The sequence below is a fragment of the Haloterrigena sp. KLK7 genome, from assembly GCF_037914945.1.
GTDB lineage: Archaea > Halobacteriota > Halobacteria > Halobacteriales > Natrialbaceae > Haloterrigena > Haloterrigena salinisoli.
Window position 1 is genome coordinate 1 of the sequence record NZ_CP149788.1, and the last position, 20,704, is coordinate 20,704.

Consider the following 20,704-nt stretch of genomic DNA (forward strand, 5'->3'; position numbering starts at 1 on the left):
CTCAACTGCTGACATGGACTGGCGGAAGTTGTCACATAGACGCACGACCTTCTCATACTTTCGTTGGGTGATCCCGAATATCCGCAGACTCTTAGACAACATTCTTAGATTAGTTTCTTAGGGCTTTTGTTGGTGAATTGGATTGAAACAGAACCCATATCCAGAGTAACCTGTTTAGTCCTTCCCATACGGATAGTACCATCGAGTCGCGTGTGAGGCGAATTGGAATCGGTCCATCGGACCGCGTCTGTCTCTCACTGTCTCTCCCGCTTCGAGTCGCGAACTGCTGAGTTGCTCTGGCGGCATTGATCTACGCCTACCTGCATGGTTGACCGACGAAACTACCGGTTCGTCTGCCAACTGTGCTGGTCCCGAGCGCTAAACCGGTGCCTCCGGTGGCTAAGATACATATCTAAGAAACATAGACCTCATCTTTTGCTTGGGTGGTCAGATAATGCGCTTTTCAAGGTTCCACTCGTTGCGAGCAAGCATACGCGACTACGAATGAGGTCAAGGATATCGATCTAAGACACTTATCTATGTTTCTTAGATATCTCACTCTCCTTAGACAGGTATCGCGCCTCTCGTCGGACCAACCAGTGATAGCTATCTAATCCAACTATGGCTGGGGTAGAAGACACTGGCTTAAGGTTCTTGGATAGCTATCTAAGATATGTATCTTAGGTACCTTACTTAGTTACCGTACTTAGGTAGCTTATATGGAGAACATTCATATCAAAGCAGAACATCAGCGTTTCTTATGCTCTCGTACACGGTTTACAGCGAAGCCGGAGGCGTCGGGAAGTCCTCGCTCACAGCGAATCTCGCTGCTGCACACGCTCGAGCGGGGCTCGACGTCCTCGTCGTCCCGATGGATCCCCAGGACGGCGACCTCAGCCGACTGCTCGGCGTCGACGACGACCGCGCCGATCACGAAGCCGACAATCTCGTTCGCCACATGGTCGGCAGTCCCCGAGGGTCGTTCGATGATCTGATTCGATCCGCCGAGGGAATCGATATCATTCCAGAACACAACCTGCTCTCGGATCTCCCCGATTTCCTCGCCCGCGAAAAACAACAGGCCGAGAAACTCGGAGACGCGTATAATATTTACGCCCAACTCCAGCGCGTTCTCCAGGAAGGTGACGTCGGCGAGAAGTACGACGTCCTGATCTGTGACCCGCCAGCGACCGAGTCGGATCACCTCTACAATGCGATTTACGCGACGCGGAATCTCGTGATCCCGGTCGAGCCCTCCGCGAAGGGGGAAGCGTCGGTCGACGGCCTCCAGCAGCTCGCGACGAACTTCGCCGATCAAATGGGCATCGAAGTGGGCGTCCTCGCCGCGGTGCCGAACGGATTCAAGGGAACGAACGACCAGATGGAACTGCTCGACGAGATCGCGTTCCCGACGCCAGAAGTGATCGGTGATCGAACGGCGCTGATGGAAGGCTGCTGGAAGCAGCAGTGTTCGGCGTTCGAGTACCAGCGCGAGCACCGCGACTACCCGCGGGATCACGAACTCGAGACGCTCGCACAGCTCGATCGCCTCGCCCGCTATCTCGAGGAGCAGCGCGGAATCGAAGCCCCGAACCCGCCTGAGCCCGGTGCGCTCGAAGAAGAGGTGACAGCATGACCGGATTCAAGAGCGGCGCGAGCGCCGACGATCCGTTCAGTGACGATAGCGGTGACGATGACGAGCCCGAGACCGCCACGTCAGCGTCGGAAACTGAGTCGACCGAGACGGCATCCCGAGACGAGTCCGAGCCCGCGGAGACCGCCGGTCACGAACAGTCTCGAGAGACAGACAGTGAAACGGCGACGGACGGCGAATCGACTGCCGACAGCGAGTCATCGGCGGACAGCGAACCGACGACGGCTAGCAGCGGCTTGCCGTGGATCTACGAGCGCAACAGTATCACGGACGGTCGGAAGAAGACCGTTCAACTGCACCTTCAGAAGTCCTCCCTCGACCGCGAGCGGGACGCGCGGCTGGACGTCGAGGAAGTGCTCGGTGAGTCGGTCAAGAAGGCCGATCTCCGCGAAGCCGCACTAGTCGTCGGCCTCGAGCGGATCGACGAGGTCGCCGATCAGCTTCGCGAGTGGGGATACGATTTCGAGTAGCGTCTCGATATTCTCACTACACTAACTTTTAGAGACCTCACCCTCGCTCTCTCGAGGATCATCGACTAACTCGTAGAGGCCGGTCTCGTACAGGTTACGGACGTGGTCGTGTTCGCTGAGTCGAGCGAGCCGCTCGTGGACATACCCTCGAGTGAACTTCAGGTTCTCGTCCTCCAATCGCTTCTGACAGTAGACGGGCGTGACGCGACCGTCCGCGAGGTAGTCGAGGATCGTTTCGTCGATGGAGCGGAGATCGTCGGCGTCCAGCATGCCGACCTCTTCGCCCTTCTCGGGTACGGTTCTTCCGCCGGCATTCTCTCTCCCACGTTCGTCCGTTCCCACCTCAGTTCAAGCTATCCGCTGACGTAGTATGCCCGCGCGAAACTGCCAGTATGAACCGACAACGCGACCCATCCCATTTCGAGCGCAATTTTGCTCTCTCGAGGATCTGTGCTCGGTCGCCTCCAGTAGAACGGTCGTATCCAGTACTCAATCCCCGAGTCTCGATCATTGTTCGGCTACGGTCTCCTCGCACCAAGCGGAGAGAAAATTAGATCACTGAGACTGACGGCAATCAGCAGACGCGCTCGGTCGCGATCTCGGCGCCCTCGACGAGTGCTTCGAGTTTGGCCCACGCAATCTCGGGATCGACCATTCCGAGGCCAGCCTGCGTACCGAATCCGCAGTCGGGCGCGGCGACTAGCGGCGTCGAATCGTCGACCGCGTCGGCGACGCGCTCGAGGCGGTCCGCGATCGTCTCCGGGTGGTCGATGATGTTCGTTTTCACGTCGACGACGCCGGGCATCAGCGTCCAGCCGTCCGGAAGCGGCTGCTCGGCGAACGCGCGGTACTCGTGCTGGTGGCGGGGGTTAGCCTGTTCGATACTCAGGCCCGTGATGTCGGCCTCGTAGATCTCCGGTAGCATCTCGACCAGGTCCGTATCGAGGTGGTGGGGTCCTTCGTAGCTCCCCCAGCAGGTGTGGAGACGGACCTGCTCTGCGGGGACGTTCTCGAGGGCCTCGTTGAGCGCCTCGACGTGGAGACGCGTGGCGTCCCTGATGTCCTCGAGGGACTCGTCCGCGTAGGCCGCGGTCTGCCCGATCGTCAGGAGTTCGGGTGCGTCGATCTGGAGGGTCATCCCGGTCTCCGCGATCAGTTCGTACTCCTCGCGCATCGCGTCCGCGACGGCGAAGAGGAACTCCTCGTACGAGTCGTAGTGGTCGTCGACGTGGGTGGTCGCGACGATGCTCGGCGACGCCGAGGTCATGAACGTCCCCTCGAAGTCCGCATCGACGGTCTCGAGCGCATCGCGGAATTCCTCGAGTTCGGCTTCGGCCTCCTCGTGGCCGGTGTACTCGACGGGACCGGTGACGACGGGCTGCATCGCGAGGTCGATGACGTCGGTCTCGAACGTCTCCTCGGCATACTCCGGGAACTCCTGGAGGTCCGCCCACAGTTCCTGCTCGCGCTTGCCGTCGATCCCGCTCAGTCGGTCTGCGACGTACCAATTGAACGAAACTCGAGGCTGCTCGCCGTTGTTGACGACGTCCAGTCCGGCCTCGGCCTGGCGCTCGAGGACGTTTCGCGTGGCGTCTGCGACGGTGGCGGTCCACTCGTCTTCGTCGACGTCCTCGCCGTCCTGCCGATCCTTGAGCAGTTCCAGTAACTCCGGGGGCCGCGGGAGGCTACCGATGTGTGTCGTCCGGATCCGATTGTCGGTATTCGTCATTGCGTACTCACTAGAGTAATAGTTCGAGGCAATAATATAACTGGTGGTATTACATGGCCGATGAAGCCTGTGGCAACCGAGTCGACGATCTCGCCGGAGTCCTCTCTCCCGATCAGTCCGCCGGTCGACTCGGACGAGTCGATCGCCTCGAGTGACCCCATACGCGACACAATTCTTGCCAGTGTGTTGCTGGTGTAGCGTTAAAGGCGCTCGTCAGCCACTATGAATCCAAGTGATGGCTCGCGAGACAGCACCACCCTCTCAAGAGGAGATCGAAGAACGAATTCAACAGGTCGGACGGTACTCTCGTGCGGTCCGGACTGGATTACTGATCATTCTCAGTGCGTTCCTGTTGGCCGTTATCGTCGTCCTTCCCGCGAATCTCGACAGTCCGTCTCAGGCGGTCGAGTCGATACTCATGCCGCTCACGTTCGTCGGACTGGGAACCATCCTGTACGGGATCGGGATGCATCTCCACCTGATGCATCTCAATCTCGTTCGCCAGTTGCAGCCTGAACCGACGGACAACCAATCGTCGGCTCCCGACTCAGACGATTGATTCCGAGCGCGATGCGGACTCGAGTATGTTCGATTCGCAGACAAAGTGATCGTCATGATTAGAATTATTACACTGTTCAAAGAAAAATAGCATATTTCGAACACCGATAAGAGATATTATCGCCTATTCCTATCGTTTGGGGGGACTATTTATATTGGGGTAAGCCAACTAATTTGGTAAGATGGGACTCGATGCTCGAATTGAAAATGGACAGCGCATCATTGAGGGTTGGAATTCCGTTTTCAAGGCTCTTTCAGCAGAACCGCGCCGTCAACTTATCGTCTCGTTATTAGATGCGCCATCAGACCAATCAGTTCCGTTACCAGAAAGTGCGGTAAATCCTAATGTTCCTGCTGATCCTAACGCGCTTCGCCAGGAGTTGCACCACCAACATTTACCGATGTTGGCTGATCGGGGGTTCATTAACTGGGAGACAGAACCGTTAACTGCAACTCGTGGATCTCGATTCGATCAAGTCGCTACCGTATTCAAGGCGTTGCACGAAACCTCGACCGACATTCCCGAGCCATTAGTGATCGGCTGCCAGCGACTTGAACGGGAACAACAGGAGTATTTCGGAGAGTGATGACGTTTTGTCTGCAGTACGTTCACATCCATAGCTGTCGGCTAAATCAATGTCAATTAGAACGGCTGAACAAAACGGTAGTGATCAGTACAGATGAAATCGCTCTTTGGGTATTCGACCCCCTAAACTGAAGTCCAGTACTAGAGTAGGACCGCCAATGAATCAGGACCAACTATCGTTACAGTGTGATTGTACGCCGATAGGAGTTCACCACTTTGACAGGGACAGCGACATGACCCCTTCTGATGCAGTCATTAGAACAATTGCAGTGGTGACAGATACCGAGCCAGAAGAGCTTGAGCCATTGTACGAGACGATCGATACGGAGGCACTCAACAAGTTATTTGAGTGCCATTCGAATGCTCCCTACTCAGGAGAACAAGTCCTCGCTTTCACCGTTGATGGATGGAACGTTTTCGTTCGCGACGATGGTCAAATACGGGTTTGTGATCCAACTGGACCAGACACTCCATCGCCAATATTTGAGTGAATTGACATCACCGTATCAGCGGTCTCTCCGTAGCTGTTTTACAGGGAAAGCTGCTCTCCGTCTTCGGGAACGAGAACGTCCTCTGTCTCCGCTCGCAGTTCGTCACGAGAGAGCAAGCAGTGATTGATGGCCTCCATGTGAACAACGGCGACTGTGGCGTCGGTGGCGTCACGGACGGCGGAGACGTCTTCGACGCCCATCGTGATGGGTTCACCCTGTTCGAACTGTGCTTCGCCGCCGTTGAGAACGACCATATCGGGATCGAACTGCTCGAGTGTCTGTGCAACCGGCTCGTACCAGATCGTGTCGCCGGCGAGGTATAGCGTCTCGTCGGCTTCGAAGACGAATCCGGAGACCGGTCCCATCCCCTCAGCTAACTCCCCGTGGCCGTGGCGACCGGGCGTCCGGTGGATGGTGACGCCGTCGAAGGATACCTCGTCGTCAACGGGCCGTACGTCGGTGAACCCCTCGTCGGCGAAGGCGTCCGCTTCCTCGGGCTGACAGAACAACGGGACGTCCGCGTCGAGTTCCTCTTTCGCCGCCTCGTCGAAGTGGTCAGGATGTCGGTGGGTGACAACCACTGCGTCGTACGATAGGTCGACGTCAGGCAGCGCCACGAGCGGATTCTTGCGTTGGTTTGCTGTCGTGAGGGACTCAGGAACCGCCGGGTTATCCGTCACGGTCGGCATCTCGCCTTTTGGTGTGAACATCGGATCGACGAGGAACGTCGTCCCATCAATGGTCGCGAGGACGGTGGCGTTCCGAACGAGATGGACGCTGATGTCGGAATCGGTTGTCATACGAGAGATCCTTCGGCGAGCGGAGGGTTAGGATTTACTCGAAATATTTCAACCGCACCGGTTCCGAGTGTGGTGTACACTCTCCGTCTGAACTCGATGTCCTCGGGATCGATATCGGTGTCGGCGTCGACAGCTACCGAATCCGCCGCGAACTGGTAAGCCAACCACACCTCGGCCCGGTTCAGTCGGTAGTGGAACGTCGAACTCGAGACGCCAACTTCGGCTGCGATCTCGGTGACCGAACGCTGTCGTGGGACTTCGTAGTATCCGTGTTCGATGGCGGCTTCGAACGCCGACTTCTGTTCGGGCGTGAGGTTCAGTTGTACGCGACCGTCCCGAGTAGACACGGGGGCGTCTCGAGTCGTTTGACAGTGAGAGACAGGGACGATCCATCTCGACGATTTCTGCAGATTTCGTCATGAATCCCGCCTACCGTATCGTCGACGAGGAAACGCCAGCGAGACTGGTTGCCGCGGCGCTCCGAGCGCATAATCAATCCGCGAAGAATAGCCGTTCAATCGTCCGTGGACGGAGTGTCGGTATCAGTGTCACTCGATATCAGATCTTGCTGGCTGAACCGGTTCATGTCACGTGTCGCCGCGTGCCGGATCTCTTCCACTGTGAACGTCTCACTGCCGTACCACGTGTAACTGAGGATGGCGATCGTGAACAATGCAGCGAGCGTTCCAGGAACTGCCGCCTCGACCGATCCCTCGCCGAAGAATTCGGGTTCCCCGAGGAGAAACTGCCAGACGACGAAGACTAGCCCTCCGACGAGAAGGCCAGGAAAGCCAGCTCGCCGATCGGTATGCTGCCAGAACAATGCGAGTACGCCTGCGAACAACACCGACATGACGCCCATTCCGAGGTTGTCGATGACGACGATTTCGACGCCACTGAGCGCAATGACCGCAGCACCAATCCCGAAGGCCAGAATCACCAGACGCGTGATCCGCACGAGATGCATCTGAGAAACGTTCTCCATCCCTCCCCGCCACGGGATATAGATGTCGTTTACGAAGGTAGTTGCTCCGGCGAGTAGCATCGAGTCGGCCCCGCTCATCACTGCTCCGACAGCGGCGGCCAACAGAATTCCGCCAAGAACGGGATGCATGGTATTTTGCAGCGTCCAAGCGAACGCCATCGAGGAATCGATCTCTGCGCCCTGTGCGTATGCGATCAGCCCCGCAGTAGCGGTCAGAATACCGTAGCCAGTGATCACGAGCCCGGCGAGAAAGACGCCGCGCTTGGCAGTGTCAGCGTCTTTCGCTGACCACGTCCGTTGGAGGAGGTGTTGCTGTGCACCGGCGACGGTGATGTACAGGAGATACCACGTCCCGATTTGAATGAGTCCGACGCCGAACCAGTCGGTATGTCCTGTCGGGAGACCACTGGTGACTGCGCTGACGCCGCCGGTGTTTGCGAGCGCAACCGGTATCGCGACAGCCATGCCGACGATGATAATGATCCCATGGAGTGTATCCGCCCACGCGACCGAATTCATACCACCCCAGGCGGTGATACCGACGAAGACGAGAGTACTCATCCAGAACGCTACATTAAGCGGGATCTCGGTGACCGTCGCGATGATAGTCGCCATGCCGATCGTCTGTCCTGCCGTCAACGCGATTTGTCCGATCACCGTAGCGAGAGCCGCGAAGTATTTCGTAGAAGAACCGAAGACACGCCCCAAGAGTTCTGGGACACTAACGACATCGAATGCGTAGAGATAGCCGATTACCAGCGAGATCGTGATCCAGGCGATCCCCTGGGTCATCGCATACCACTGGGCGCTGATGCCGTCGAGGAACGCTTTTTGTGCGATTCCCATGGTGAGGCCCCCACCGACGAACGTGGCGAAATACGTCATCGTGAAGGGGATGAGGCCGAGGTTCTTACCGGCGAGCGTAAACTCGACGTAGCCCGCACCCGCCCCTCGTCCGCTCCACCAGGCGATAAGGATAGTGAGCAGAAAGTAGCCGATCATCGCCGCGACTAGCGGATCGATCATTTCGTATTAGTCGCATACGATAACGCCCACCGTATTATATTCACTGTTCCACAATATATAAAACAAAATTTGAGGAATTTCTGTCTATATGGTGAATACACTCCCGCTATACAATACGTACTTTTAGAAGTCACTAGATTGATGACTAACTAGTCAGGTGTCTGCTCGACCTATACTTACCGCGGGCGTGGGGAGCATCTCGAGGATGCGCAATCGATGTCCGCGAGTCGCTCGTCTAATATTTTACCGTTTTAGGTGAATAAACTGATAAGAATAGTAACAGTAGCGTCTCCGTGAGCAGACGCTGACGTGGATCTTCTAGCAGGATTTCTTGTTGGTTTCTTTGTCCTTTTTCTTCTCTTTCTTCCCGCCCTTTTTGCCTTTCCCGTCGTCGTCATCTGCGTCTTCGTTGACAGCACTCGCCTCGGCCACCTGCACATTTTCGTTCAGCTGGAAGTTCAGCTGTTCCGCCACTGCATCACCGTTGTCAGTAGCGTACGCAATCGCTCCGTGCTGTTCGTTGACGTTCAATTGCTCGACGAACTGTAGCTGGTTCACTTCGGCGGCAGCCACTTGTTGTGCAGTCTCGTTCTCTCCGTTTTCGTAGGCGATCGCCCACGACTCGTCGCCGTTTGTATCCTCCCCGCTTACTGCTGCGGCCGTGCTGCAGTGGGAATCTTCAACGTTCAGTCCCTCCGCCGATGCGACCTGTGCATTGAAGTTCCCCTGGTAGCTCTTCTGGCGAGCCGTCGCGTTGCTGTCGTTGATTCCGACAGCGACCGCGGCATTCTGTAAGCTGATATTCTCCTGCCCGACGCTCTGGACCTGCGTGATATCCGCGGACGCGTCCTGCGTGTTCGACTGGCTCGAGCCGTCGTCCGACCGGTTCATCTTCTCGTCCGAGAGCTCGCCGACCATATTCGCGCTAGCAGTGACTTCGTCGACCGACATCGAATCGAAGTTGATCGCAGTGGCGTCGGCAACTTGCTCGTTATGGTTGAACTGGGAACTCACCTGATACGCCTCCGCGACACTGTCGCTGCCGACGGCAATCGCGATGGCAACACCCTGTTCGCTCACATTGAGCTGCGAAACCTCCTGTGACTGTTCGACTGATGTCTCCGCGTCTTGGTTGTCAGCGTCACCGATGTTCACCGCAGCGGCCTCGGCGTGCTGGTAGTTCTCATTTGCCTGTTCGCTTTGCTGATACGCTCGGACGCAGCTACCATTGTGAGCGATAGCGATGGCAGTGCTCTGGCTGCTGTAGTTGTACTGGTCGACCTCCTGCGTCTGCTCGATCGTTGCTCGAGCGGACTGCTCGCTCTGGTAGGTATCCTCGCTAACAACCCAGCCGTTGAACTTCCGACATTCGGTCTCTTCGGCGAAGACGACGTATACGTTGCTGGCATTGGTGAACGTCTCGCTGTTCGTCACCTCATCGACGTTTACCGACTTGGCGCTCCCATCCTGAGTGTTGCTGTTGTTCTGGTCGGTCTGCTGACTCGCCGTCGCCTCGCCGCCGTCGAGGGCAATACTGACGGCGTTGCCCTGCTGATTGACGTTGAGCTGGGAAACGTCCTGGTACTGGATGACCTGTGCGGTGGAGTCCTGTGATCCTGCGGCGATCGTGTCTTTGTGATCACCGACCCATGAGTCGAGCTCGTCCTCCGATGCATCGGCCCCGAAGATTAGGTACACGCAGTCACCGTTGACGTCGTGAGTCTCGTCTGAGTCCGCGTGCGTGCTGCCGGTCGCCGCACCGAGCGCGCCGACGCTGAGTCCAGTCGCTGCGATTCCTTTGAGGTAGCCTCGCCGCTTCATTTCGTCGTGGTTCTCGTGATTTTCTGCCATGACGCGATTTAATCGATGAGAAGAGATTATTCTGTTATTTACTCTATTACGAACAGAATTGTCTGTCTACCGTGTATTTGAAAAACTGCAACTGGAGATGACCATAGTAGGTACCGATTAGGTCCAGTAGATATCGCCCTCTCGATCAACGTCATTAGCGGACCACTCGATGCCTTCTCACGAGCGTCTGCGATTCTTATTTTCGGGGGTAGCTAATGGAATTTAGTAGTCGGTTGTCAGACGCAAAATTTATGAGGGCAAATGTAAACTGGTATGGACATATGGATAACTCTAATTCGGTGGGGCGGAGAACAGTTCTGCGGGGGACTGCGACCCTCGGAATCGCCAGTATAGCTGGGTGTTTTCGTTCTGACGCTAGTGAGAATGGCGAGACTGAAAATGAGTCCGTATCTTCTTCCGACAAAACTGACTCCGATCAAGTCAACAATGATGATGGTGGCGCGTCGAAAAATGGAGGAGAAGATGAGTGGTTCGAGAATGGGGCGGTCACATTCATCTATGACGATGGACCGAACGACGATCTAGAACAAGCATTTCCGGCACATGAGACGTATGACGCGCCAGCGACAGTCGGCATCGTCTCCGAGTGGATGAGAGGGAACGACGAGCGGTGGATGAATGCTGACGAGGTGACGAGACTCGCTGATGCCGGCTGGGAAATTGCGTCCCACACAGCCACCCATGTAGCGGTCACCTCGTTCAACCTCGTTGAGGACGTGTCACCGGGCGATGACCGTATCTACCCCGAAGGACGAGGTCAGCACGGGTTCTTGCTGGGGGATCCAATTGAAGTCACTGATGGTGAGAAGCTCGTACAACGGACGGTCGTTGAGTCGGATGACGACGATATTGGGCGCTACTTAGAGCTTGACGAGCCGATCGATACCTCGTTCACCGCTGAAGAGACAGTCGAGCGGTATACGGAACCATTCGTCCGCAGTCAGCTCGCTGATTCGAAGAAGGCGTTAGCAGAATTCAGCCCGACGACGTTTTTAGCCCCGCACGATGTCATCGATGATCGGCACCTCGATATCGTCCGAGAGTACTACGAGGGCGTGTTGAATGTGAATCCCGGTACACCAGTGAACGATATCCCGTTTGATCCATTCGACACGAACCGAGCGTACTTTGCCGAACACGTCGATCGAGATCAGGTGTATGCTGACCTCACACAGATCGCTGAAGAGAATGTATATGGCGTTCTCGGTGCCCACACCCATCGTGAGGAAGTGACACAGGATCGCATCGCGGAAACACTTGAGTGGTGCGACGAGCTCGGCATTGAAGTGATCACGTTCGAAGATGCGATCAGCCGAAAAGCTGCTTACTGACATCCTCCCACGGCTAAAGCCGTGGGGTTCCCCCACTGGGGGTTGCACCCACGGAAACGGAGAGGTTCGCAGGTTTGTCGTCACGCTGGACGATGACGTAACCATCATTACGTACACGGATGGTTCGATGAGAACCGAATGGAAGAACTGAGATTTGGGTGCTGAACGTATCCTCTGGGCCGGTCACATCACACCTAACAGAAGTTGTGGTAGTTCGAACTCTCCCTGCTGAACTTACAGCGCGAATATAGCGGGGGTAATCCTCAAAAAGCGTTCACGTATCGGGTGCCGAAAGCGTAAACGAAAACGTCGCTCCCTCGCCGGGTTCGGAGTCGACCCAGATCTCGCCCCCGTGGCGTTTGATAATTCGTCGACAGAGTGCGAGGCCGATCCCTGTCCCGTCGTACTCCTCGTGGCTATGGAGTCGCTGGAACACCTCGAAAACACGGTCTGTATCTTCTTGATCGATACCGATCCCCTTGTCACTGACCGAAATTACCCACTCGTCCTCGTTACGCATTGCAGAGATTGATACTCGAGGTTTCTGCTCGCCGCTGTACTGGAGCGCGTTTTCCAGCAGGTTCTGGAAGAGTTGGCGGAGTTGGCTGGCGTCACCGCTGACAGTCGGTAGCGATTCAACAGCGATATCGGCACCAGTTTCGTCGATCCGGATACGGAGGTCCGTCAACACATCGTCCAGTACTGCCTCGAGATCGACCGAATCGAAGGACTGTCCCTGCGTTTCGACTCTAGAGTACGCAAGCAGCCCCTCGATCATTGCCTCCATCCGTTCGGCACCGTCAACTGCGAACTCGATGAACTCTTTGGCGTCTTCGTCGAGCTCATCGCTATATCGCTGCTCGAGCAGCTGGAGGTAGCTCGTGACCATCCGTAACGGCTCTTGCAGGTCGTGGGAGGCAACGTAGGCGAACTGCTGGAGACGCTCGTTGGACTCTTCTAACCGACGCTGATACGTATACCGATCAGTGATGTCGAAATGGGCAACAGCGACGTATCTCTGGTCGCTGTTAGTGAACGATGCCGCCCGCATGAGAAACCAACGTTGTTCGTCGGGAGAGTGGCACGGGTATTCGAACTCGAAGAGCTCTCGTTCGCCCGTTAGAATCTCGGATAACCCGGCGGCAGCCGTTCGTGCCGTCTCCGTCTCCGCTTGTCTGGTGATCGTCAGATAGTTGGTTCCGATCGTATCTGGTCGAAGTTCGATGTCATTCGCTTCGCCGAACTCCTGCCATGCGTGATTTGTATACAGGATCATCCCTTCGTCATCGAGGATTGCAAAGTTAATCGGGAGTGTGTCTACAGCCGCTGGAATAAGAGTCTCTGGCTCCCGGCCATTCATATTCGTTTTCCGTTGACTACGGGGATAAGGTTGGTCCTGTTTTGGTTGCAGACGCCGAAACAATCTCTGCAATCAATACGTGTTTTCTACTGAGCGGCTGGTTCCGGTGTTTCGTCGTGAAACAAACGAGGCCATCGTGCTGAACGCAACCGCTGTATTCAGCGCGCCGCTATTTGACTTGTCCAAGAGACCCATGGAGAGTTCACTAGAATTGCCCCCCCCCCCTTTCAGACGCCCGAATTTCGCCGCTTGACGCCTGAATGGGCGAGCCTTCGGTAGTCGCATAGGGGATGTGTCCCATCGAGACTCGCGTCCAGCTGGGGCGGAGTTAATCATCACGGCCTGGCTTCGAGTACGAGGTTGAACGGCGTCTCGGTCGCCCGGCGGACGCTCGTGAATCCGCCCGCAGTGATCACCTCACGGAGACGCGCTTCGCCAGCCTGTGCTCCCAAGACGGGGTCGCCCCCCTGGCCGAGCGAATTCGGGACGCAGGCCATCGTCGAGGCGCAGTAGAACGCCCTGCCGATCGGATTCAGGTTGTCCTCGACTCGATCGTCGGCGAAGGGCTCGATCAACATCCACACCCCGTCGTCGGTGAGCGTCTCCCGGACGTGTGACGCCACGCCGACCGGATCACCCATGTCGTGATACGCGTCGAACATCATCACGAGGTCGTAGTCGGTCCCGTCATACTCCGTCGCCGTCGCCACCTCGAAGCTGATACGGTCTGCAACACCGGCTTCTTTGGCTCGCTCGCGGGCCACTTCGATCGAGTGATCGTGGTAATCGATGGCGACGAACTCCGAATCGGGGTAGGCCTCGGCCATGATGATCGTCGATGCACCGTGACCACATCCCACATCTGCGACGCGCGCGCCCGCCGTGAGCCTCTCGTCTATTCCGTCGATCTCGGGGATCCACTCGTCGACGAGATTCGTCTCGTAACTGGGCCGGTAGAAGCGCTCCGTGCCACGGCACACGTCTTCATCTTGCTCGTGCCAGCCGATGCCCTCACCGGTTCGGAAGTCGGCCTCGAGCTCCGAGAGGCGTTTCTGATAGCCCATCAACCCCTGGAACCCACCGGCGAGGAACGCGGGGCTGTCTTCGTCGGCCAGCAGTGCCGTCTGTTCTGGAGTGAGGCTGTAGCGCTCCGTCTCGGAATCGTAGGTGACGTACCCGCCAGCCGCTCCAGCGGCGAGCCACTCGGTGACGTACGGCTCCACGGTGTCGGTCCGCTCGGCCAACTCGCCGGGCGTGAGTGGTCCGCCGTTGGCCAACGCTTCGTAGAGACCGAGCCTGTCGCCGATGACGAGCAGCGGCGCGTAATACGCCGCTCCGAGCTCGGTGACGGCCATTCCGACGAGTTCGTCTAATTTTTCTTCATCGATCGGTTCGTCGGCGAGAGTCGGTGATGCCATGCTAGGACTGTGTACGGCAGACATATTGGCCTCATCTACGGAGATAGTGTCTGACCGACTGAACGCCGTTTCAGGACGTGAGTGAACGTTTCAGGGTGTGAACCGAATCGTGATCGCACGGGATAACATTACTACCTGTGCCATCGTATATCACGACAGTGAATGGCATGCATCCCCCTGAAGATGACAGAACATCCGACCTTGTATTCAAACCGCCTGCATCACCGATTCTGGAGGCCGTCCTGCAGAACGCGCGGAACCAGAAGTATCTCGGCAAGCGCATGGACGCGGCCGGTTCCCGCATCGACACGGCCCGGCTCGGTGATATCGTCCGGCACGGCCCAGTCCTCGAAGCGCTCCGCGAGGAGCCCCTGGACCGTCGGGAGATCGAAGCGCGCCTCGACGTCTCGCGGGCGACGAGTCACCGCCTGACGAAGTGGCTCGACGAACAGGGGTTCGTCGAGAAAGTCGATAGTCGGTTCCAGTTGACGGGACACGGCGAGGCAGTCACCGACGAGGTGCTCCGGTTCGAGGCGAACGTGAGCGCCGTCCATCGGATGGGGCCGCTATTGGACATGATCTGTCCGCACCACGCGGAGTTCGCCATCGAACCGATGGTCGACGCGACCGTCACCGTCGCGGAACCGGAGGATCCCTACCGACCAATCGAACGATTCATCTCGCTCGTGAGCGAGTCGGAGACGTTCCGGGGATTCAATACGACACACATGGCACCGTTGAGTCTCGGTGAGTTCTACCACCAGATATTCGATGCCACTGAAAGCGAGATCATTCACCCACCCCACATCGTCGAGAAACTATCGGACACGTACCCGGCCCGAACGGGCGAGGCGATCGACCGCGGGCAGTTTACCCTCCGAACCCGCGAGAAATTGCCCTATGGACTCGCGCTCTTCGATGAACGCGTCGGGATCGGTGGGTACGACGACGAGACGGGCCTGATGCAGGCGTTCGTCGATACGGACTCACCCCTCGCCCGTGAGTGGGCTGAACGGGTCTACGCGTCGATCAAGGCCGACTCGACTCCGTTCGACAACTCGGGGGATCGGTAACCAATCGCCAGTCGTTAGTTCTCTTCACGGATGAATCTAAGTACCGCTTCGAGGAAGCGGTCCGGTCCGGTGAGCATCGCCTCGTGTGCGTGCCCATCGAAGGTAACGATCCGGCTGTTCGGGAGCGCGTCGTTGACCGGGGCCGTCGCATCTTTCAAGAGTGGAGGGCTCTCGCTGCCGGACAACAGCAACGTCGGCGTCGTCATATCGGCGAACCTGGCTGCATTGAACTCGTACTCGCCGACCGCTGCTACGCTGCGGGACCAGACGTGTGCCGCGTCCACGAGGTCCTGCCAGTCCGGGGCTGAGCGTTGCGCGTCGATTTCCTCCGGCGTGGATTGAGCGATTTCTCGGAGGAACAGGACAAGTACCTGCTCGTTTTCACCGTCGTCCAGCAGCCGCTCCATTTCCGCGAGCACCTCCTCGGAGTAGAGTTCCCGATCGTCGAACGTAATGGGTGGCTCGTACAGGACGAGTTTGTGTAGGTTATCGGTTCGCAGGGCCGCCTCGAGCGATAAGAGTCCTCCCGATGAGTGCCCGAGGAGGGTTACGGGTTCGTCGATCGCCTCGACGATCGCAGCCACGTCTTCGAACTCCCGTTCCAGGTCGTACTCGTCTGCGTCCCCGCTCTCACCGACACCGCGACAATCCATCGCGTAGACCGTGAAGTGGTCCGCGAAGGTGGCGCGAACGTCGGATAACTCCCAGAATCTGTGGTCACAGACGCCCCCGTGGACGAGCACGAGCGGTGGCCCGCTTCCCGTCCGCTCGAAGGCAATCTCCGTCCCGTCTGCGGACGCGACTGTTTCCATGTCACCACCCGTGTCTGGTGGTGTTGCTTCTTCCATGGGTGGTTCACCCTCGTCATCTATGCGACGCAATCACATAGAGTCATCTTGTGAAAAATCCCCACGGTCTGAACGGGAAGCACGACTCGCCAGGGCTTGCTCGATACGGTGGCCTACCGAGGCTATGGTAGAACGCTCACTGTTTCTGCGTGGAGTGGAGTCCATCAGTAGCTAACCCACAAGCGGCTGTCCAGAAGGTATACCTGTCCACTACTCTGTCAGGTAGAGGGGGTCTTTACGGCAAATCGAGAGTGACGAATAGATATCGATAAAAGCGGCCATCTATGCCCGCGTGTCGACTATCGATCAGGACCTTGAGCGGCAGCTCCACGAGTGCCACGAGCACCTCTAAGGGAACTACTCCAACATCGACGAGATCAACGACTACGCAGACATCGTCTCGGGCGCCGACAAGACATCTACTGAGCGTTCACCACTTTCGGAGATCGAATTAGATTGTCTGTCACATTCGCACTATCTATCTTGCAGAGAGTCACTGAACTACCGAGATGATGTCAGAAGCGGTGTACGCGATACAGAGGATGGGTTTGGCACGACGATATCGATTATTTCGCGGTTACACCGGTGAACCAACCGTACACTGCAGATGCGGACTGAGCACCGAGAGTTCTACCCGCTCAAAGGGGTGTTCAGACAGACGTGCGAGATACGGAGCGCGTATGCAGCACGGCAACCTACGCGAATCAAATCGGTATTGACACAAGGGGGACGGTTGCTCCGACCCTCAAGACATTTACATGGCCGCTCTAAGAGCAGAATGTTTTTGTAGCACGGGTACTACATTCCAGATGAACACGGGAGCAGGTCAACACCACGGTTCCGTGGTGCGTGGCCTGGGAAGGGCAGTGAGGTAGTGGCTCACGCCTGTTGACTCCCCAGTTGGTTTCTGGTGTTGATAACGTACTGAGAGACATCTTCATCGTCAATATGGTTCTCCACGAGATTCTCAAATTGTCGCTGTGACAGCTCTCCGAGTACGTCTTCTGATGGACGGTGTCCTGTCAGCCACGCCGCCACCTTCGACTCAAACGTGTTCTTCTGAGCGACGCCTTTCGGAGCCAGTTCATAAACACGGTCCTCAAAATTAACGGACGGGACAGACCGTGAACTGTCGAATCGCTGGACGTTGTCTATTGGTTCAACTGCCTCCTCCTGTTCTATTCGATGGCGAAATACGTTGCAGGCGCAATCCGCCACAGTGACTTCAGGGTATGTTCTGTCGCCTTTTTCAAGTGTGGCGAAAGCGATGCTGACGTTGTTCTGGTTCTCAAAGTAGTCGTCAAGTATCTCAGATCGAGAGCGTAGGATATTCTGTTTCCCCCCGAAGTTTGAGACACGACCATCCAGTATGACGAGACAGTTAGTCATGTCGCCGTCGCGTGAGACCCCTGCTGGGACGACTTCTTTTATCGCCTCGACAGCCATGAGTGCCCGCTGGCCGCGATTAGGTGACCCCCAAGCTGCTCGCGCTCGGGTCGGTATCTCAGTTTGTCTGAAGAACCTGTAGATATCATCGGTATCCAAGTCTGTCGATTTTTGTAGCCAAGGCTCAGCACCGGCACTGAGAAGTTCCTTCACGATATGGACTGACTGTTCCCTGTCGATGAGTGAGGCGCTTACAACAGTCGGTATCCTGTCTTCGTGTATACCGGTTTCGTCGATTGCGATCACAGACTCAAAAGCCTGTCTTGGCGCTGTCGTCCCAGATAATTTGACAGGCGCAACCACAATATATGCTGGTAGACCTCCAGTATAAACCTTATATTTTGAAGGTGCTGTAGTCGGTCGCTATCTGGACAGTCAGAGGGCTGCTTAGTTGTGGCTCGTGAAGTCAAGACGCCACGGCAAAGAAGCGGTGGGGTTCGGCAAGGAGAAATGAGTTGTGGGCTGCTGTTGTGATGGACTCCTTCTCTATATTTAGTAGGCGACTTTTGGAAGAGTTCGGATAGATCGATAGCTGCTTCGGTAACTACTTTCCCTGTACTGAACGGTAACTACATGTGCGGACATACCGTTGAGGCTTCTGGCAGTTTCCACTGATGTCCAGCGAGTCATGGTGAATACAGGGCGACCCGTTCATTCCCCGCCTGCTCGATATTGAGCTCGAACAACGCCTTGATACGGCAACCAAAGTAGGCGGACGTAGTCGTAGCGGCTCTCGTCTACCCTCCTCCAACACTTAAATGGATCTCTCTCGTAGTTCTCGTATGTCGATAGTTGGTACCGATCGATCACGCGAACTTGGTCAGAGTGAGGGGGTTCTGTGAGCCTCTTCGGACGGCTCTCGTTCGCCGTACGGTCGTGGGCGAATGCGCTGTTGAACCGGGTTTCCGATCCCTCGGCTGAACTGGACTACTCGTACGAACAGCTGCGCGACGAGTTGCAGGCGATCAACCGTGGAATCGCTGAAGTAACGACCCAGAAGAAACGCCTGGAAATGCACCGCACACGCCTCCGATCGAACGTCGAGAAACACGACGGTCAGGTCCGTGAAGCGATCCGCCAAGAGCGAGACGATCTGGCCAGGCGTGCGCTCGAAAAGAAGCATACGACCACCGAGCAGATCGCGGATCTGGAAGAACAGATCGCGCGTCTCCAAGCGACGCAGGACCAGATGGTCGAACGACAAGTCACGCTCCGCGGGCGAATCGAGGGCTTCCGAACACAGAAGGAGGTGTTGAAGGCCCGCCACGATGCCGCCCGGGCCTCCGCCCGCGTTGCCGAGGCGTTCAGCGGCGTCGGCGGTGAGCTAGCGGACGTGAACCGCACCATCGAACGCGCGACCGAACGCACCGAACAGATGGAAGCGCGGGCGGCCGCCCTCGAGGAACTGGAGGAGACCGGCGCACTCGACGATATACTCGCCGAAGGCGACGAGATCGATCGCGAACTGGAGCGTCTCTCGACCGATAACAGAATCGAACAGGAACTCGAGGATCTGAAAGTCCAACTGGGACGAGACGTGGAGTCCCAGACGGATCACCTTGCTGAATAGATACTCTATATTCAGGATACTGGTCCTGGCATCTATCTGATTTGTAGATGCCCGTTCTGGTAACTTCTTCGTCTGGACTGCGCATCGTATTCAGCCCTCAGCTACTCGTAATTTACATTCAGCATATCATTGCTGCCTAAAAGTCCGTCTGAGAAACCGCGTTTACAGACACTCTGGACATACACGACCGATCTCGAAATAGGCCAAACCGTAATAGTACACGGTTCTTCATAGTATCGTGCTGAGTGTCATAGTCTCATGCAAGTAGTAGAATTATTCTGTGGTACTAGGTACCAAGATATGCCGGTAAGAAATCAGCACGGCACCCACCGCACCCACCGAGGTAAGGAGTCACCACATGCTCTCTTACCGGCCACCGGGTGGAGTATTCCCTTCCGGTGTCGGTCAGGGTTGCCTAGGCGTTGACCTTGACCCGAGAGGCTGAGCAAATCGTGATTATGCTACCATCCCGGTTTCGGCTTCTTCGAGGTAGCGGTCTCGCCGATCATAGATTCCGTCGTCAATCGTTTCCGTCACATCGAGTGCCGTATCACTGACTCAGATCTGGCTTCGCGTCGAGTGGACTGGAATCGGCTCTCACTGACGCGTAGACGCGCTCGGCCCACTCCCATGCGATCGGTGCGTCCGTATCGACGAACACCTGCATCAGGCCCGTCTCGTCGTCGTACCCACCGATTCCAACGCGGTCGTCGAAGAGCGCGAGCCCGTACGGCAGTTCATCGCGCGTCCGGAGGGCTAGATGCCCACTATCGATCGCTTCTTGGGCACGTTCGGGGTACGTCTCGAAGAGTTTCTCGACGATATGCGGGAGGTAGATGATTTCGGTGCCGGTTTCCTCGAACACTTGCTGGTGAAACTCACCGAGGATCAGCGGAGCCATGTGCGTCGTATTGAATCCCCGGAAGGTGTCGGACTCACTGACGAGCGCGATGAACCGCTCGATGGGCTTGTAGGGATCGTCCGGTTTCGCGACAGTGATTGTCGCGTCCACGAACGGTTCGAGGACGAAGTCACGGTGATCCTCACAGACTGCATCCAGAAGCGGCGTCATCCTGTGTGCGGTCCGCACGTTCGCCTCGAACCGGAGGGCCTCCTCGGCGATGACTGTGCCGCGCCAGGTCAACTGAAATCGGCCATTTTCCTTCTCGACGAATCCCCGCTCGTCGAGCCACTGCGTGTAGCGGTGACTCGTCGCCCGCGAGACGTCGAGGCGCGCTTCGATTTCCCGGCGATCGAGCGGTTCCTCTAACAGTACTTCGAGGATCGGACCGTGCCGGACGATGTCGCCGAGCAGATCCGTATCGACGCGATCGCCCGCGGCGTCCAGACGCTCGCCGAGATAGCGGCGGTTCCGTTCGTTTTCCAGGATCGCCTCCAGAACCGGCGATCCGGGTGGCGGACGGCCATCGTCATCTAATCGGTCGTCTTGGTCAGGAACCATGTGACTCACTTGCTAGACAATAGTT

Annotated in this window: 21 protein-coding genes; 10 read left to right on the forward strand and 11 right to left on the reverse strand. The window is 56.9% G+C overall.

What is annotated here, in order from left to right:
• Positions 1-760 precede the first annotated feature (760 nt).
• Positions 761-1,636 carry a ParA family protein gene (locus WD430_RS18980; protein WP_339106014.1) on the forward strand — a complete coding sequence of 292 codons (876 nt, stop codon included), beginning with the start codon at positions 761-763 and terminating at the stop codon, positions 1,634-1,636.
• Complete coding sequence (locus WD430_RS18985; RefSeq protein ID WP_339106015.1) at positions 1,633-2,124, forward strand: hypothetical protein; 492 nt, start codon at positions 1,633-1,635, stop codon at positions 2,122-2,124. The genes WD430_RS18980 and WD430_RS18985 overlap by 4 nt, the downstream gene beginning before the upstream one ends.
• A gap of 21 nt (positions 2,125-2,145) precedes the next feature.
• Here the strand turns inward: WD430_RS18985 and WD430_RS18990 are convergent, their stop codons facing one another.
• Entirely contained in the window at positions 2,146-2,466 is a 321-nt protein-coding gene (locus WD430_RS18990) for a hypothetical protein (RefSeq protein ID WP_339106016.1), read from the reverse strand.
• 232 nt (positions 2,467-2,698) lie between these two features.
• Complete coding sequence (locus WD430_RS18995) at positions 2,699-3,853, reverse strand: cobalamin-independent methionine synthase II family protein (RefSeq protein ID WP_339106017.1); 1,155 nt, start codon at positions 3,851-3,853, stop codon at positions 2,699-2,701.
• 235 nt (positions 3,854-4,088) lie between these two features.
• Here WD430_RS18995 and WD430_RS19000 point away from each other — a divergent pair, with 235 nt between their 5' ends.
• From WD430_RS19000 to WD430_RS19010, 3 genes are all read left to right on the forward strand, one after another.
• Positions 4,089-4,412 carry a hypothetical protein gene (locus tag WD430_RS19000; protein ID WP_339106018.1) on the forward strand — a complete coding sequence of 108 codons (324 nt, stop codon included), beginning with the start codon at positions 4,089-4,091 and terminating at the stop codon, positions 4,410-4,412.
• 181 nt (positions 4,413-4,593) lie between these two features.
• Positions 4,594-4,998 carry a hypothetical protein gene (locus WD430_RS19005; RefSeq protein WP_339106019.1) on the forward strand — a complete coding sequence of 135 codons (405 nt, stop codon included), beginning with the start codon at positions 4,594-4,596 and terminating at the stop codon, positions 4,996-4,998.
• A gap of 157 nt (positions 4,999-5,155) precedes the next feature.
• The gene (locus WD430_RS19010; RefSeq protein WP_339106020.1) at positions 5,156-5,488 is read left to right on the forward strand and encodes a HalOD1 output domain-containing protein; all 333 of its coding nucleotides are present in this window, start codon (positions 5,156-5,158) and stop codon (positions 5,486-5,488) included.
• 38 nt (positions 5,489-5,526) lie between these two features.
• On the opposite strand, the gene WD430_RS19015 is transcribed toward WD430_RS19010, so the two are convergent.
• From WD430_RS19015 to WD430_RS19030, 4 genes are all read right to left on the reverse strand, one after another.
• The gene (locus WD430_RS19015; RefSeq protein ID WP_339106021.1) at positions 5,527-6,288 is read right to left on the reverse strand and encodes an MBL fold metallo-hydrolase; all 762 of its coding nucleotides are present in this window, start codon (positions 6,286-6,288) and stop codon (positions 5,527-5,529) included.
• On the reverse strand, positions 6,285-6,635 hold the full coding sequence (locus WD430_RS19020; RefSeq protein ID WP_339106022.1) for a helix-turn-helix domain-containing protein: 351 nt from the start codon (positions 6,633-6,635) through the stop codon (positions 6,285-6,287). The genes WD430_RS19015 and WD430_RS19020 overlap by 4 nt, the downstream gene beginning before the upstream one ends.
• A gap of 167 nt (positions 6,636-6,802) precedes the next feature.
• On the reverse strand, positions 6,803-8,299 hold the full coding sequence (locus WD430_RS19025; RefSeq protein WP_339106023.1) for a sodium:solute symporter family protein: 1,497 nt from the start codon (positions 8,297-8,299) through the stop codon (positions 6,803-6,805).
• 318 nt (positions 8,300-8,617) lie between these two features.
• The gene (locus WD430_RS19030; protein WP_339106024.1) at positions 8,618-10,150 is read right to left on the reverse strand and encodes a hypothetical protein; all 1,533 of its coding nucleotides are present in this window, start codon (positions 10,148-10,150) and stop codon (positions 8,618-8,620) included.
• A 281-nt stretch (positions 10,151-10,431) separates the two neighbouring features.
• Here WD430_RS19030 and WD430_RS19035 point away from each other — a divergent pair, with 281 nt between their 5' ends.
• Positions 10,432-11,502, forward strand: coding sequence for a polysaccharide deacetylase family protein (locus WD430_RS19035; RefSeq protein WP_339106025.1), 1,071 nt, complete (start codon positions 10,432-10,434; stop codon positions 11,500-11,502).
• A 274-nt stretch (positions 11,503-11,776) separates the two neighbouring features.
• On the opposite strand, the gene WD430_RS19040 is transcribed toward WD430_RS19035, so the two are convergent.
• Positions 11,777-12,862, reverse strand: coding sequence for an ATP-binding protein (locus WD430_RS19040; protein ID WP_339106026.1), 1,086 nt, complete (start codon positions 12,860-12,862; stop codon positions 11,777-11,779).
• A 335-nt stretch (positions 12,863-13,197) separates the two neighbouring features.
• Entirely contained in the window at positions 13,198-14,280 is a 1,083-nt protein-coding gene (locus WD430_RS19045) for a methyltransferase domain-containing protein (protein WP_339106027.1), read from the reverse strand.
• A 167-nt stretch (positions 14,281-14,447) separates the two neighbouring features.
• Here WD430_RS19045 and WD430_RS19050 point away from each other — a divergent pair, with 167 nt between their 5' ends.
• The gene (locus tag WD430_RS19050; RefSeq protein ID WP_339106028.1) at positions 14,448-15,353 is read left to right on the forward strand and encodes a helix-turn-helix domain-containing protein; all 906 of its coding nucleotides are present in this window, start codon (positions 14,448-14,450) and stop codon (positions 15,351-15,353) included.
• Positions 15,354-15,367: 14 nt separating this feature from the next.
• Here the strand turns inward: WD430_RS19050 and WD430_RS19055 are convergent, their stop codons facing one another.
• Positions 15,368-16,201: an alpha/beta hydrolase gene (locus WD430_RS19055; RefSeq protein ID WP_339106029.1), complete on the reverse strand. Its 834-nt coding sequence runs from the start codon at positions 16,199-16,201 to the stop codon at positions 15,368-15,370.
• A gap of 280 nt (positions 16,202-16,481) precedes the next feature.
• On the opposite strand from WD430_RS19055, the gene WD430_RS19060 reads away from it, so the two are divergent.
• The gene (locus WD430_RS19060; RefSeq protein WP_339106158.1) at positions 16,482-16,553 is read left to right on the forward strand and encodes a hypothetical protein; all 72 of its coding nucleotides are present in this window, start codon (positions 16,482-16,484) and stop codon (positions 16,551-16,553) included.
• Between the two features lie 527 nt (positions 16,554-17,080).
• Here the strand turns inward: WD430_RS19060 and WD430_RS19065 are convergent.
• Positions 17,081-17,950, reverse strand: coding sequence for a hypothetical protein (locus WD430_RS19065; RefSeq protein ID WP_339106030.1), 870 nt, complete (start codon positions 17,948-17,950; stop codon positions 17,081-17,083).
• A 535-nt stretch (positions 17,951-18,485) separates the two neighbouring features.
• Here WD430_RS19065 and WD430_RS19070 point away from each other — a divergent pair.
• Complete coding sequence (locus tag WD430_RS19070; RefSeq protein WP_339106031.1) at positions 18,486-19,217, forward strand: PspA/IM30 family protein; 732 nt, start codon at positions 18,486-18,488, stop codon at positions 19,215-19,217.
• 550 nt (positions 19,218-19,767) lie between these two features.
• Here WD430_RS19070 and WD430_RS19075 read toward each other — a convergent pair.
• Entirely contained in the window at positions 19,768-20,565 is a 798-nt protein-coding gene (locus WD430_RS19075) for a transcriptional regulator (protein WP_339106159.1), read from the reverse strand.
• On the opposite strand from WD430_RS19075, the gene WD430_RS19080 reads away from it, so the two are divergent.
• Positions 20,509-20,655, forward strand: a complete 147-nt coding sequence (locus tag WD430_RS19080; protein ID WP_339106175.1) for a hypothetical protein — start codon at positions 20,509-20,511, stop codon at positions 20,653-20,655. The two genes, WD430_RS19075 and WD430_RS19080, sit on opposite strands and share 57 nt — an antisense overlap.
• Positions 20,656-20,704 lie beyond the last annotated feature (49 nt).